Origin of the sequence: Pseudomonas sp. TNT2022 ID1044 (assembly GCF_028656895.1) — a bacterium.
Lineage (GTDB): Bacteria > Pseudomonadota > Gammaproteobacteria > Pseudomonadales > Pseudomonadaceae > Aquipseudomonas > Aquipseudomonas reinekei.
Genome location: NZ_JAMDHB010000007.1, coordinates 217,621 through 231,860, shown reverse-complemented (window position 1 = coordinate 231,860; position 14,240 = coordinate 217,621). Strand labels below are relative to the sequence as shown.

16 protein-coding genes are annotated in these 14,240 nt (G+C 60.4%); 10 read left to right on the top strand and 6 right to left on the bottom strand.

Annotated features, from left to right (window positions below; translation table 11 throughout):
• The first annotated feature begins 34 nt into the window (after window positions 1-34).
• The 7 genes from M5G20_RS11455 (at window position 35) to M5G20_RS11425 (ending at window position 8,280) form a co-directional block, all read left to right on the top strand.
• Window positions 35-922 (top strand): 2-hydroxy-3-oxopropionate reductase, encoded by an 888-nt coding sequence (locus M5G20_RS11455; protein WP_273919214.1) that lies wholly within the window; start codon window positions 35-37, stop codon window positions 920-922.
• A 178-nt stretch (window positions 923-1,100) separates the two neighbouring features.
• Window positions 1,101-2,375: a glycerate kinase type-2 family protein gene (locus M5G20_RS11450; RefSeq protein WP_273919213.1), complete on the top strand. Its 1,275-nt coding sequence runs from the start codon at window positions 1,101-1,103 to the stop codon at window positions 2,373-2,375.
• The gene (pyk, locus tag M5G20_RS11445; RefSeq protein ID WP_273919212.1) at window positions 2,372-3,787 is read left to right on the top strand and encodes a pyruvate kinase; all 1,416 of its coding nucleotides are present in this window, start codon (window positions 2,372-2,374) and stop codon (window positions 3,785-3,787) included. The genes M5G20_RS11450 and pyk overlap by 4 nt, the downstream gene beginning before the upstream one ends.
• Before the next feature lie 115 nt (window positions 3,788-3,902).
• Window positions 3,903-4,817, top strand: coding sequence for an urea transporter (locus tag M5G20_RS11440; RefSeq protein ID WP_273919211.1), 915 nt, complete (start codon window positions 3,903-3,905; stop codon window positions 4,815-4,817).
• A gap of 21 nt (window positions 4,818-4,838) precedes the next feature.
• On the top strand, window positions 4,839-5,663 hold the full coding sequence (locus tag M5G20_RS11435) for an ion transporter (RefSeq protein WP_075948489.1): 825 nt from the start codon (window positions 4,839-4,841) through the stop codon (window positions 5,661-5,663).
• A gap of 93 nt (window positions 5,664-5,756) precedes the next feature.
• Entirely contained in the window at window positions 5,757-6,752 is a 996-nt protein-coding gene (locus M5G20_RS11430; protein WP_150734856.1) for a sulfate ABC transporter substrate-binding protein, read from the top strand.
• 322 nt (window positions 6,753-7,074) lie between these two features.
• Entirely contained in the window at window positions 7,075-8,280 is a 1,206-nt protein-coding gene (locus tag M5G20_RS11425; RefSeq protein ID WP_273919210.1) for an MFS transporter, read from the top strand.
• Between the two features lie 78 nt (window positions 8,281-8,358).
• On the opposite strand, the gene M5G20_RS11420 is transcribed toward M5G20_RS11425, so the two are convergent.
• Window positions 8,359-8,763, bottom strand: a complete 405-nt coding sequence (locus tag M5G20_RS11420) for a type II toxin-antitoxin system HicB family antitoxin (protein ID WP_273919209.1) — start codon at window positions 8,761-8,763, stop codon at window positions 8,359-8,361.
• The gene (locus M5G20_RS11415) at window positions 8,763-8,975 is read right to left on the bottom strand and encodes a type II toxin-antitoxin system HicA family toxin (RefSeq protein WP_273919208.1); all 213 of its coding nucleotides are present in this window, start codon (window positions 8,973-8,975) and stop codon (window positions 8,763-8,765) included. The genes M5G20_RS11420 and M5G20_RS11415 overlap by 1 nt, the downstream gene beginning before the upstream one ends.
• Window positions 8,976-9,155: 180 nt before the next feature.
• Here M5G20_RS11415 and M5G20_RS11410 point away from each other — a divergent pair, with 180 nt between their 5' ends.
• The 3 genes from M5G20_RS11410 to M5G20_RS11400 all read left to right on the top strand — a co-directional run bounded on the left by M5G20_RS11410 (window position 9,156) and on the right by M5G20_RS11400 (window position 11,039).
• The gene (locus M5G20_RS11410; protein WP_273919268.1) at window positions 9,156-10,043 is read left to right on the top strand and encodes a LysR family transcriptional regulator; all 888 of its coding nucleotides are present in this window, start codon (window positions 9,156-9,158) and stop codon (window positions 10,041-10,043) included.
• A gap of 79 nt (window positions 10,044-10,122) precedes the next feature.
• Entirely contained in the window at window positions 10,123-10,590 is a 468-nt protein-coding gene (locus M5G20_RS11405; protein ID WP_150734860.1) for a helix-turn-helix domain-containing protein, read from the top strand.
• Window positions 10,587-11,039: a PIN domain-containing protein gene (locus M5G20_RS11400; RefSeq protein ID WP_273919207.1), complete on the top strand. Its 453-nt coding sequence runs from the start codon at window positions 10,587-10,589 to the stop codon at window positions 11,037-11,039. Before M5G20_RS11405 ends, M5G20_RS11400 begins: the two co-directional genes overlap by 4 nt.
• Before the next feature lie 18 nt (window positions 11,040-11,057).
• On the opposite strand, the gene phnP is transcribed toward M5G20_RS11400, so the two are convergent.
• The 4 genes from phnP to phnL are packed head-to-tail and all read right to left on the bottom strand — an operon-like array spanning window position 11,058 to window position 14,221.
• Entirely contained in the window at window positions 11,058-11,807 is a 750-nt protein-coding gene (phnP, locus tag M5G20_RS11395) for a phosphonate metabolism protein PhnP (protein ID WP_273919206.1), read from the bottom strand.
• A complete protein-coding gene (gene phnN, locus M5G20_RS11390) occupies window positions 11,798-12,367 on the bottom strand; it encodes a phosphonate metabolism protein/1,5-bisphosphokinase (PRPP-forming) PhnN (RefSeq protein ID WP_273919205.1) in 570 nt (189 codons plus the stop codon). Before phnN ends, phnP begins: the two co-directional genes overlap by 10 nt.
• Window positions 12,367-13,512 carry an alpha-D-ribose 1-methylphosphonate 5-triphosphate diphosphatase gene (locus M5G20_RS11385; protein WP_273919204.1) on the bottom strand — a complete coding sequence of 382 codons (1,146 nt, stop codon included), beginning with the start codon at window positions 13,510-13,512 and terminating at the stop codon, window positions 12,367-12,369. The genes phnN and M5G20_RS11385 overlap by 1 nt, the downstream gene beginning before the upstream one ends.
• Window positions 13,502-14,221, bottom strand: coding sequence for a phosphonate C-P lyase system protein PhnL (gene phnL, locus M5G20_RS11380; RefSeq protein ID WP_273919203.1), 720 nt, complete (start codon window positions 14,219-14,221; stop codon window positions 13,502-13,504). The genes M5G20_RS11385 and phnL overlap by 11 nt, the downstream gene beginning before the upstream one ends.
• Window positions 14,222-14,240: the final 19 nt, after the last annotated feature.

The following is a 14,240-nucleotide window of genomic DNA, read 5'->3' as shown; positions in this document are numbered from 1 at the left end:
TTATTTGGCTACACAAAAACAAGAGGATTTTCTCATGGCTAAAATCGGATTTATCGGCACCGGCATCATGGGCCACCCAATGGCGGCGAACCTGCAGAAAGCCGGTCACAGCCTGTTCCTGTCGGCGCATCACGACGCCGCGCCTGCTGACCTGGTCGCCGCTGGCGCCGTTGCCCTGGCGAACCCGAAAGAAGTCGCCCAGGAAGCCGAATTCATCATCGTCATGGTGCCGGATACCCCGCAGGTCGATGACGTATTGTTCCGCGCCGACGGCATTGCCGCCGGTATCGGCAAAGGCAAAGTGGTGATCGACATGAGCTCGATCTCGCCGACCGCCACCAAGGCTTTCGCCGCCAGGATCAACGAAAAAGGCGCCCAGTACCTCGACGCGCCGGTGTCCGGCGGTGAAGTCGGCGCCAAGGCGGCGACCTTGAGCATCATGGTCGGCGGCGATGCCGATGCCTTCGAACGCGCCCTGCCGCTGTTCCAGGCGATGGGCAAGAACATCACCCTGGTCGGTGGTAACGGCGACGGTCAGACCGCGAAAGTGGCGAACCAGATCATCGTCGCGCTGAACATCCAGGCCGTGGCTGAAGCGCTGTTGTTCGCTGCGAAAAACGGTGCCGATCCGGCCAAGGTGCGTGAAGCGCTGATGGGCGGTTTCGCTTCGTCGAAGATCCTCGAAGTGCACGGCGAGCGCATGATCAAGGGCACTTTCGATCCGGGCTTCCGCATCAGCCTGCACCAGAAGGACCTGAACCTGGCCCTGCAAGGTGCCAAGGAACTGAACATCAATCTGCCGAACACCGCCAACGCCCAGCAAGTGTTCAGCACCTGCGCGGCCATCGGTGGCAGCAACTGGGACCACTCGGCGCTGATCAAGGGCCTGGAACACATGGCGAATTTCTCGATTCGCAAGTAGGAGCAAGCTTGCTCGCGACAAAATCGCCTCGGTGTATCTGAAACACCGAGGCGACTGGATCGCTGGCAAGCCAGCTCCTACAGATGCTCCCCCATTCCCTGTAGGAGCTGGCTTGCCAGCGATCCATGCACCACCGCTTCAACGTCAATCCCAATAACAAGAATTCCGGGAGCCCGCCATGTCGGTCGATCCGCAACAACTGCTGCGCGAGCTGTTTGCCACAGCCATTGACGCGGCCCATCCGCAGCAAGTCCTCGAAGCCCATCTACCTGCCGACCGCACAGGTCGTGTGATCGTCATCGGTGCCGGCAAAGCCGCCGCCGCCATGGCCCAGGTGGTCGAGCGCAGCTGGCAGGGTGAAGTATCCGGTCTGGTGGTGACCCGTTACGGTCACGGCGCCCCATGCGAAAAGATAGAAGTGGTCGAAGCCGCGCATCCGGTGCCTGATGCTGCCGGTCAAGCCGTGGCCAAGCGCGTGTTCGAGCTGGTCAGCGACCTGACGGAAAACGACCGCGTGATCTTCCTGCTTTCCGGCGGCGGCTCGGCACTGCTGGCATTGCCGGCGGTCGGCATCACCCTGGCCGACAAGCAGTCGATCAACAAAGCCCTGCTCAAATCCGGCGCGACCATCGGCGAGATGAACTGCGTGCGCAAGCACCTCTCGGCGATCAAGGGCGGCCGTCTGGGCAAAGCCTGCTGGCCTGCCACGGTTTATACCTATGCGATTTCCGATGTACCGGGCGACCTCGCCACGGTCATCGCCTCCGGCCCCACCGTGGCCGACCCGAGCACGTCCGCCGAAGCACTGGCGATCCTCAAGCGCTACAACATCGACGTGCCGGCCTCGGTGCGCACCTGGCTGCAAAGCCCGGAATCGGAGACGGTCAAACCCGGCGATCCGAGCCTGGCCCGCAGTCATTTCCAGTTGATCGCCAAGCCTCAGCAATCGCTTGAAGCGGCGGCGGTGAAATGCCGTCAGGCGGGCTTCAGTCCGCTGATCCTCGGCGACCTGGAAGGCGAATCCCGTGACGTGGCGAAAGTCCACGCCGGCATCGCCCGACAGATCGTCCTGCACGGCCAGCCGCTGGCAGCGCCCTGCGTGATTCTTTCCGGCGGGGAAACCACCGTCACCGTGCGCGGCAATGGCCGGGGCGGACGCAATGCCGAGTTCCTGCTCAGTCTGACCGACAGCCTCAAAGGTCTGCCCGGCGTCTACGCGCTGGCCGGTGACACCGATGGCATCGACGGCTCAGAAGACAACGCGGGGGCGATCATGACCCCGGACAGCTACGCCCGCGCTGCCGCCCTCGGCCTGAGCGCCAGCGACGAGCTGGACAACAACAATGGCTATGGCTATTTCGAGGCGCTCGACGCACTGATCGTCACCGAGCCGACCCGCACCAACGTCAACGACTTCCGCGCCATTCTGATCCTCGAGAGCCCAACATCATGACGCCTGATAAAAAGGTCAAAATCCTCGCCACCCTCGGCCCGGCCACCGACGGCATCGACGACATCCGTGAGCTGGTGCAGGCCGGGGTCAATATTTTCCGCCTGAATTTCAGCCACGGCGATCATGCCGACCACGCCCAGCGTTATCAGTGGATTCGTGAAGTCGAGCGCCAGCTCAATTACCCACTGGGCATTCTGATGGACCTGCAAGGCCCGAAACTGCGGGTCGGCAAGTTCGCTGAAGGCAAGGTGCAACTGGTACGTGGCCAGGCCCTGCGCCTGGACCTGGATGCCACACCGGGTGACGAGCGCCGGGTCAACCTGCCGCATCCCGAGATCATTGCGGCGCTGGAGCCCGGCATGGACTTGCTGCTGGACGACGGCAAGCTGCGCCTGCGTGTGGTCACCAAGTACGCCGACGCCATCGACACCACGGTGCTCAACGGCGGCGAACTGTCGGATCGCAAAGGCGTGAACGTGCCTCAAGCGGTGCTCGACCTCAGCCCGCTGACCGCCAAGGATCGTCGCGACCTGAGCTTCGGTCTGGAGTTGGGTGTGGATTGGGTGGCGCTGTCATTTGTGCAGCGTCCGGACGACATCCGCGAAGCCCGCACGTTGATCGGCGACAAAGCGTTTTTGATGGCCAAGATCGAGAAGCCATCGGCCGTTGAGCAACTGCGCGAGATCGCCGAGTTGAGTGACGCCATCATGGTCGCTCGTGGTGACCTGGGCGTGGAAGTGCCTGCCGAAAGCGTGCCGCAGATCCAGAAGAACATCATCAGCACCTGCCGCGAACTTGGCAAACCGGTGGTGGTGGCTACGCAGATGCTGGAGTCCATGCGCTTCTCACCGGCCCCAACCCGCGCCGAGGTCACCGATGTGGCCAACGCCGTGGCTGAAGGTGCGGACGCGGTGATGCTGTCGGCAGAAACCGCGTCCGGCGAATACCCGCTCGAAGCCGTGCAGATGATGAGCAAGATCATCCGCCAGGTGGAAAACGGCCCGGACTATCAGGCGCAACTGGACGTCAGCCGGCCAAAAGCCGAGGCCACGGTATCCGATGCCATCAGCTGTGCGATTCGTCGTATCAGCAACGTGCTGCCGGTGGCGGTATTGGTGAACTACAGCGAGTCAGGCAGCTCGAGTTTGCGCGCCGCACGTGAACGCCCGACGGTGCCGATCCTCAACCTGACGCCGAACCTGCAAACCGCGCGTCGCCTGACCGTGGCATGGGGCGTGCACTCGGTGGTCAACGATCGCCTGCGTCAGGTTGATGAAGTGTGCTCGACGGCGCTGGAGATCGCTCAAGCCCAGGGCATGGCGCAGCGAGGCGATACGTTGTTGATCACCGCGGGTGTGCCGTTTGGGCAACCGGGGTCGACTAACTCCTTGCGTATCGAGACATTGATCTAGAGCGCCCACCGGCCTCATCACCAGCAAGCCGGCTCCTACAGGGACAGCGTATTTCTGTAGGAGCTGGCTTGCCAGCGATGCAGGCGACCCTGTTCCACTGAATTTTAGAACTGCCATGCCTGCCAACCACTTCAACACCCACTGCCCCGACTGGGCGGAAGCTTTGCTCAACGGTTTCAGTCAAATATTCCTCCAGCGCAATCCGCTGTGCGGCCTGCTGTGCCTCTGCGCCATCCTGTTTACCGCGCCTGCCTTGCTCGGCGGTGCATTGCTCGGCGGTGTCGCCGGACTGCTCACCGCGCAACGCCGCAACTATGCCAAGGCTGATCGCCAGGCCGGGCTTTTCAGCTACAACGGCGTCCTGCTCGGCCTGTTGCTGAGCCTGTATTTTCCCTGGTCGGCAATGATGCCGCCGCTGATTCTGGCCGCCGGCGGCCTGAGCGCGATGATCACGCAACAGTGGCTCAAACGCGTGCGGGTCAGCCAATACCTGCCGGCCTGCACCGCGCCCTTCGTCGTGCTGAGCTGGTTGCTGTTGTGCTTCGCCGAGCCATCGACTTCAGCGCGTCTGATCGAAGTCAGCACGCTAAACATGCTCGCCGCACCACTGAAAAGCATCGGTCAGGTAATGTTCCTCGGTCATCCGCTGGCCGGAGCGATGATTGCCGCGGGATTGCTGATCGCTGATCGCCGCGCATTCTTTTGGGCGTTGCTGGCAGCCGTCGCAGGCATCGGCTGGAGCCTGTTGCATCAGGATTTCTACAGCGCCTTGATTGGCCTCGGCGGCTATAACGCGGTGCTCGCCGCCCTCGCCCTCAGCTCACAACGCCAGCAGCCGTGGTTGCCGCTGGTCGGCATTGCCTTGGCACTGGTGCTGACACCGATGTTTGCCGCCATCGGTCTGCCCACGCTGACCGCGCCATTCATTCTCACCTGCTGGCTGGTTCGCAGTGCGGTGCAACTGTTGGCCAAGGCCACGATCACCCGTACGCCTTGCACTCTGGAGGAAAATCAACCTAGGCTGCGCTGATCATTGAGTCAGGCGTTTTCCATGGACAGCAGCAAAAATTGGCGTGAAGAGCTTTACGTCATGATTTTCCAGAGCGACACCAAGGCCGGCAGGCGTTTCGACGGCATTCTGCTGTTGATCATCCTCGCCAGCCTGGTGATCGTGATGCTCGACAGCATCGACAGCATTCACAAAAACTACGCCGATGTGCTCGCCTACATCGAGTGGGGTTTTACTGTCATCTTCCTCGGCGAATACATCCTGCGCCTGTACTGCTCGCCCAAGCCTTTGCGCTATGCCTTCAGTTTTTATGGACTGGTGGACTTACTGGCGATCGTGCCCGGGATCCTCGCGCTGTATTACGCCGATGCGCAGTACTTGCTGATCATCCGGATCATTCGGATGCTGCGGATTTTCCGTGTGCTCAAGCTCAGCCCTTATCTCAAGCAAGCCAATTATTTGATGTCGGCGTTGCGGGGCAGCAAGCAGAAGATCGTGGTATTTCTGGTCAGCGTCTGCACCCTGGTGACGGTGTTCGGCACACTGATGTATGTGATCGAAGGCCCGGAGCACGGCTTCACCAGCATTCCCAAAGGCATCTATTGGGCTATCGTGACCCTGACCACCGTGGGCTTCGGCGACATCGTGCCGAAGACGCCGCTGGGCCAGGTGATTTCGTCGCTGGTGATGATCACTGGCTACTCGATCATCGCGGTGCCCACCGGGATTTTCACCGCCGAACTGGCCAACGCCATGCGCGGTGAACAGCTGCAACACGACTGCCCGGTGTGCCGGAAAAACAGCCACGAACACGGCGCCGCTTTCTGTTCCCGTTGCGGCAATGCACTGTTCAAGAAACTGGAATAAGCAAAGTGCTTTTTAATCTTTAAAGGCCTATGCAAGCCCGGCTATAGTCGCTGGAAAATTGCCTCATTTTCTAGATAGAACAAGGAATTCGCAGTGAAAAAACTCTTTGGCGCCTCACTTCTGGCCGCTGGCCTGGCCCTGACCAGCGTGGCTCACGCCGCCCCCACCCTGCTCAACGTTTCCTACGACGTGATGCGCGATTTCTACAAGGACTACAACACTGCGTTCCAGAAGCATTGGCAAGCCGAGCACAATGAAAACATCACCCTGCAGATGTCTTTCGGCGGCTCCAGCAAACAGGCGCGTTCAGTCATCGACGGCCTGCCGGCTGACGTGATCACCATGAACATGGCCACCGACATCAACGCCCTGGCGGACAACGGCAAACTGATCCCGGACAACTGGGTCACCCGCCTGCCGAACAACAGCGCGCCCTTCACGTCGGCCACCGTGTTCATCGTCCGCAAAGGCAACCCGAAAGCCCTGAAAGACTGGCCAGACCTGCTCAAGGACGGCGTGCAAGTCATCGTGCCGAACCCGAAAACCTCGGGTAACGGTCGCTACACCTACCTGTCGGCCTGGGGCTACGTGCTGAAAAACGGCGGCGACGAAAACAAGGCAAAAGACTTCGTCGGCAAACTGTTCAAGCAAGCACCTGTACTGGATACCGGTGGCCGTGCCGCGACCACTACGTTCATGACCAACCAGATCGGCGACGTGCTGGTGACCTTTGAAAACGAAGCGGAAATGATCGCCCGCGAATTTGGCCGCGACCAGTTCGAAGTCATCTACCCAAGCGTCTCCGCCGAAGCAGAGCCACCGGTATCGGTCGTCGACAAAACCGTCGACAAAAAAGGCACACGCGCCGCCGCCGAGGAATACCTGAAATATCTGTGGTCGCCGCAAGGCCAGGAAATCGCTGCCGCCAACTACCTGCGCCCGCGTGACCCGGCCGTACTCGCCAAGTACACCGACCGCTTCCCGAAAGTGGACTTCCTGTCGGTGGAGAAAACCTTCGGTGACTGGCGCACCGTGCAGAAAACCCACTTCAACGATGGCGGGATTTTCGACCAGATTTATACGAACTAAGTACAACGCTTAATTGCCTGCAGGAGCCGGCTTGCTGGCGATTCGTACGCCAGGACGACACCGTTGTCGCCCGACGCACCGTAATCGCCAGCAAGCCGGCTCCTGCAGGTTTAAACGTCTGTTTCGACGCACGCTATCGAACAAGCTGTAAGTGAATGTATCATCGGCCTCGCTTCTTCTGAGATAACACCGATCGGCTGACGCCACGCACGTTCGCCACTCATTCCGCAATGGAATGACTGCTATCACTCCAATCTCTCTTCCGCCGTTTCGGCCAGGCCATTAGCCTGCGCGCATTCCATTCTGTACAGCGAGACACGTTATGAACCCAGCGACTCAGGTGCCCCACGGCACCGCGACAATGACCCGAGGCATGGTGCTGCTGTTCGCTTTTTGCTGCGGCGCCATTGTTGCCAACATCTACTATGCGCAACCGATCATCGGCCTGATCGCGCCTGACATCGGCCTGACCAACACCATGGCCAGCCTGATTGTTTCGCTGACCCAGATCGGCTATGCGCTGGGCTTGTTTTTCCTGGTACCGCTGGGTGATCTGCTGGAGAACCGCCGGCTGATGATCATCACCACACTGGTGGCGATTGCCAGCCTGCTCGGCGCGGCATTCACCGACCAGCCGAATGTGTTCTTGCTGATCTCGCTGTTGGTAGGGTTCAGTTCGGTGTCGGTGCAGATATTGATTCCATTGGCTGCGCACCTGGCGCCGGAGGAATCCCGTGGCCGGGTTGTCGGCGGGATCATGGGCGGATTGTTGCTGGGGATTTTGCTGGCGCGTCCGGTGTCCAGCGTCGTCGCCGACCATTTCGGCTGGCGCGCAATGTTTATGATCGCTGCCGTGTTGATGGCAGCCATCAGCATCGTCCTGGCGGTGACCATCCCCAAGCGTCAGCCTGATCACAGTGCGTCGTATAGCCAATTGCTGGGCTCGTTGTGGACGCTGTTGCGCAAGCAACCGGTGTTGCGCCAACGGGCGTTTTATCAGGGTTGCATGTTCGCCACGTTCAGCCTGTTCTGGACCGCCGTGCCGCTGGAACTGGCGCGCAATCACGGCTTGTCGCAAAGCCAGATTGCGATCTTCGCCCTGGTGGGAGCGATCGGCGCCATCGCCGCCCCCATCGCCGGTCGCCTCGCCGACGCCGGCCATACCCGTGTTGCCTCTCTGCTGGCGCTGCTGTTCGCCAGCTTGAGCTTTTTGCCCGCCTTCATCCACCCGGTCTACAGCGTCATCGGCCTGGCCGTGACCGGCGTGGTGCTCGACTTCTGCGTGCAGATGAACATGGTCCTCGGCCAACGCGCGGTCTACGCCCTCGACGCCAAAAGCCGCAGCCGCCTTAATGCGCTGTACATGACCAGCATCTTCATCGGCGGCGCATTCGGCTCTTCGGTGGCCAGCCCGGTGTACGAACACGGAGGCTGGTTGTGGATCGTGATTGTCGGCAGCGCTTTTCCGCTGTTGGCGTTGCTGCGATTTCTGAGTGTTTCGCAGAAGGCTTCACTGGCGACGGCCTGACTGAAAAAGCTTCGCGAGCAGGCTCGCTCCCACAGGGTTCAAGAAGAACCTGCTCGCGATTGCGCTGACGTTTAACATTTACTGCCGAACCAGCTTCTCCATGGCCGCATCCGCCAGGAAGGACGAGCGGCTTTTGACATTGTGCTCACGCACATACCGGTCGATGCGCTGGATCACATAGCCGGGCAGCGTGACGTTCACCTTCTCGGTCTTGCCCATGTAGGGCGAGATGTCCAACTCCAGCATCCCCCAGCCCATTTCGGCAAATTCCGGATTACCGCGATGCACCGCCGCTGATGTCGGCATCGGAATCGTATCGCCGTCCGCCGCGATCTCCTGCAGCATGATGTGAGCGATCTCGACCGCTGCGTTGTAAGCATCTTCAAAGGTATCCCCGGCCGTCACCGCACCAGGAATATCGGGGATCTGGATACCGATGGCAGTGTTCTCGTCGCCCCATTCGATACAGATTGGATATTGCATTATGGATCTCCTGCGTAACTGGCTGTCGGGCAGTACAGCCCGGCTCGCCTCCTGATGCTTTTGACCGTCCCGATGGGTAAATCCTTTTTCGGATGAGGAACGGGAATCGTGTACGGGTTGTAACGGTGAGTGAAGATGTGATGACTGCCAGTGACCCGATCCAGGGTCCAACCCGCCTCTATCAATTCCTTGATCAATAGCCTGCTCTGCACCACCCGCCTCCTTGCTTCGACTCAAACAAAAATAACTCTAGAGTTATCTTTACTCAAGCACAAAAATCCAAAGCACGACGCTCGGTTGTATTGCAACGTGTGATGAGGCGATGCTGAAGGCGATCTGCGGCGCGATCTGAGAACATCGCTTCCACACTGGATTTTTACTTGGGACTGCAAATGGACCGCCTTGGCGCAATGGAAACCTTCGTCTACGTGGTGGAAACCGGTTCGTTTTCCGCGGCGGCCCGACGCTTGAATATCGGCCAGCCGGCCGTGTCGAAAACCATCGCGCAACTCGAATCGCGGCTGGCGGTGCGACTGCTGTTGCGCTCAACACGCGGCCTGACGCCCACCGAGGCCGGGCTGGCGTTTTTCGAGCGGGCCAAACGCGCCCTCGAAGAAGCCGACGAGGCCGACAACGCTGCTCGCGGGACAGCCGGCGGACTGACTGGCAACCTGCGCATCTGCGCTGCCGTGACTTTCGGCCGGATGCATATCGTGCCGCACCTTGGGCCATTTCTTGAGCAGAACCCGGCGCTGAACATCGACCTGATGCTCGATGATCGCAACGTCAATCTGGTGGAAGAAGGCGTCGATATCGCCCTGCGCATGGGCACCCTGAGCGATTCCGGACTCACCGCCCGCAAGATTTCCGAATGCCGGCGCGTGGTACTGGGTACGCCGACATACTTCAAAAAATTCGGTGAACCCACCTGCCCCACAGACCTGAGCAAGCATCAGGCAATCGTCTACACCCTGGGCGGCCATGCCAACTGGCTGTTCAACAAGGCTGGAGAAGAGCAATCAGTGACCATCAACGGCCGGATCCGCATCAGCGCTGCTGAAGGACTGCGTGCCGCCGTGCTGTCCCACCAAGGCCTGACCATGGCCTCGGAATGGATGTTCGCCCCGGAACTCGCCAGCGGTGCGGTTCGAGAAGTCATGAGTGAATGGACCCTGCCGAATCAGGACCTGTGGGCCGTGTTCCCCACCGGCAGAATGGCCAGCGCCAAGGCACGGGCGTTTGTGGAGTATGTGCAGGGGTTGTTGGTGAAGGAGGCGTGAGTGACGTTTCGTTTATTGCGAATTTCGATTAATTCGCATAGCCTGATGGCATCGATTATTCAGAATATTGGAAACGGCCATGTCGACAGTCATTCATCCACCGATCCATTTGCCTGCAGAACACGAGGTACAAATTGCCAAGGCAGGACAGCACGCGCTCGCAGCTTATCTCTGCACCCAAATCGAAACCCAGCGCATCCAGATTTTCGACGAGCAAAATGAAGCTCACAACGTCGAACTACCGACCTCGGCACTGCGGCTGCTGGTCGATATCCTCGCTGAGTTAGCGGCGGGCAATGCCGTCAAAGTGGTTCCGGTCCACGCAGAACTGACCACACAGGAAGCGGCGGACTTGCTCAACGTCTCACGCCCGCACCTGATCAAACTGCTAGAGTCCGGCGAACTCTCCTACCACAAAACCGGCAAGCACCGACGTGTGCGTTTCGCCGATTTGATGGACTATAAAACCCGGCGCAATGCAGCCAGCGAGCAGGCAATGATGCTACTCGCCGAGCAGGCACAGGCGTTAAGGAAAGGATACGAGTGAGGCACTCCGCTTTTACCGCTGTATATGACGCTTGCGTGCTTTACCCTGCGCCCTTGAGAGACTTTCTTATGTGGCTTGCGCTCTCCGGTCGGTTTCGGGCGAAATGGTCGATGGAGATACACAACGAATGGAAACGCAATCTTCTGAAAAACCGACCGGACCTGACGATAGAGCAACTGAATCGAACATCTGAACTGATGGATGTGGCCGTTCCAAAAGATTTTCCCTGCTCGGCTTTGGGAGTTTATGACATCGAAGCCCAGCACCCCGATGAGTTCGTTAGCAACCTCTTTGACCTGGATCCCGCCGCAGTGGTCTCTGCGGCTCAACGCCAACGAAAACAGCTGAAGATGCCGCCCATGGATATCAGCACTTACCTCGACCTTATGTTTCGACAAGGTTTGGTTCAGTCAGCCAAAACGCTGAACGATTACCGAACGATGCTTTAAGAAGAGACACCGAGGACGCTACAACACACATCCATCAAACCCGACACTGACATTACCCGGCAACGCCCCCCGATGCGCCATCAACCACGCATCGAATGTGTGCCCCGCATGGGTCAACACCGCCGATTCCGGCTTGAGCTCTTCAATGCACTGCAAGGCCAGGTTCAGGTCGTTGTGGTTACGCGGTGCCTGGGGTTGTGGTGGCATTGAGCAGTCGAGCACCAGCAGGTCCAGCGCTTGACGTTGCAACCACGCCGTGGTGTCCGGTGGCAGGCCCACGGTGTCTGTCAGGTAGGCGATGCGTCGCCCGTCGCCTTCGAGCAGATAGCCGAAGGTGGGTTTTGAATGCTGTAACGGCAGCGCGGTGACATTGAGTGTGCCGAAGGTGCGGGTTTCGAAGCTGTCGAACGGTTGGCTGAAATCAAGAATGCCAGGGTGTTTGTAGAGGTCGGCCAAGCCTTGCGGATCGGCCGGCCCGTGCACCGGTATCACCAGCCCCTGCCCCCAACGCAAGTGCAGCAGGCCTTGGGCGTGATCGGCGTGGTAGTGCGTCTGCAAGATGCCGTTGAAGCTGCGCGGCGCAAAGCGTTCGGTCAGGTCTGGCAGGCCGCTGTCGATCAACCAGCGCTGATCGCCGCACTCGACCAGCGCGCAGCACGGTTGACGTCGCCAGCGCTCGTCGATGCGTGAGCGCGTACAGGCCGCGCACTCACAGCCATAGACCGGGACCTGCCGCGCATCACCGGTACCCAACAACGTCAGGCGCATGCCGATTGCTCGTCGATGCTGGCGAGCAAGCGTTGCACCGTATTCTCCAGTGCACCGGAGTTGTCGAGCACCAGCAGCGTGGAATCGTTGTCGGCAAGGACGCGTTTGTTGAAGCGGTCATTGCGCGCCAGCCGCGCATCGATTTCCGCCACGGATTCCCGTCCTCGCGCCAGCAAGCGCTCGCACAACACAGCCTGGTCCACCGTCAACAACACCACCAGCATGTGCGGATAGCGCTCGCGGGCGTTGGGCAAATGCCCGCGCGAGCCATTGACCAGCACGTCATTGCCAGCGGCCAGCCAGTCGTCGATTTCCCGCAGGATGCCATAGGACAGGCCATTGGCATGCCAGCTCAGGGCAAACGCGCCCTGAGCGTCCATCTCGGCGAACTGCTGCGTGCTGACACCCAGCGCCGCCTCGCCGACCGCTTCCGCCGAGCGGGTGATGACCCGTCGCACGATGCGGCAGCCACGCTCGGCCAAGCGCCCGCGCGCAGCATCCAGCAGGCTGTCCTTGCCCGAACCGGAAGGCCCGATGAGATAGATCAACCTGCCTGCCATCAAAACACCCTCGTCGCTTGTCGCCATACTTGTTGGACCACTGGCAAACCATCCTGACTGCGGGCCTGTACCAGATCGGCGCGCATCCCCGGGGCAATCTCGCCGCGATCAGTCAAACCAGCCGCCCGGGCCGGGTTCAGACTGACCATGCGCACCGCCTCGGCCAAACCGATCCGCTCGCTCTGCGCAGCCAGCGTAAATGCCGATTGCAACAGGCTCGCCGGGTAGTAGTCGCTGGACAGAATGTCCAGCAAGCCCAAGGCAGCCAGGTCAGCGGCGGCCACGTTACCCGAGTGCGAACCACCGCGCACGATGTTCGGTGCCCCCATCAACACGTTCATGCCGTGGTCGCGACAACCCTTCGCCGCTTCGACCGTCGTCGGAAACTCGGCGATGGTCATGCCGTAGCGCGCCGACTCTTCGACGTGCGCCAGCGTCGCGTCATCATGACTGGCCACCGACAGGCCAAGGGCCAGACAGTGCTCGACAATCGCCGCGCGATACCGGTCGCTGTAAGTGCGCGAGTTGGCCATCTGCAACGTGATGAACTCATCCATTTGCGTCGTCGTCAGGTGGTATTTGCCCATGTAGTACTCACGGTACTTGGATTCGAGCACGAACTGGCGCTGACCCGGCGAGTGGTCCATCACCGACACCAATTGCACCAGCGGGTTTTCCACCAGATCGCGGAACACGGTCAAGGTGTCCGGATGGCACAACTCGCAGCGCAGGTGCAGACGGTGTTCAGCCCGGGTCAATTCGGCGCTGGAGGCTTTGGTAATGGCGTCGAGCATCGCCGGCAGTTTCTGCATGCGATTGCCCTTGGGGTTCACGTCGCCAATGGACACCGCGTCGAACACCGTAGTGATGCCCGCCGCGATGATCTGGGCGTCATGGCTGAGCACCGCCGGCACCGACGGCCAATCGACGCCGGGACGCGGAGTCATGTGGCGTTCCAGGTTGTCGGTGTGCAATTCCACCAGACCGGGCAGCAGGTAATCGCCGTTGAGGTCCAAGGCCTGAGGCAAACGGCTCGGGCCTTCGTTGACCTCGGCGATCACACCGTCGCGCAGCAACACCGTGCCATAGAACACCCGGTCAGCGGTGACCAGTTGCGCATTGCTGAGGATCTGTTCAACGGGCATCGGCGTATTCCTCTTGGCTGACTGCAGCAGGGGTCATGTCGAGATGGCGATCGGCAACCGCTTCACGGGCGATGCGGTCGTGGAAGATGCCGATCAGCGCGGCACCGGCGGCTTTGGCTTCGTTCATCAGTTCCAGCACCACCTGACGATTGTTGTCGTCCAGCGAAGCGGTCGGTTCGTCGAGCAACATCACCGGCCACGCGACCATGAAGCCGCGGGCGATATTGACCCGTTGCTGCTCTCCCCCGGAGAACGTGCCGGGCGCCAGTTGCCAAAGGCGTTGCGCAATGTTCAGGCGGCTGAGCAGCCATTCGGCGCGCGATTGCGCGAGCTGTTTCGACCAGCCACGGGCCAGGGCAGGCTCCATCACCACGTCCAGGCACGCCACGCGCGGGATCACCCGCAGGAACTGGCTGACGTAACCCAAAGTGCGCTGGCGCACCTGCAGAATGTCCCGAGGCTCGGCGCCCACCAGTTCCAGCCACTGGCCGTCATGCTGCACGCGGATGCTGCCGCCGGCCGGTAGATAGTTGCCATACACGGTGCGCAGCAACGTGCTTTTACCGGCGCCGGACTGGCCGTGCAGCACCAGGCATTCACCGCCCGCCACACTGAAATCCACCCCGCGCAGCACGTTGAGGACCACGCCGTTCTGCTGATGCAGGGTGAAGGTTTTCGAGAGGTCACGGACCTCGATCAAGGTATTCATCGCTCGATTTCCACAGTTG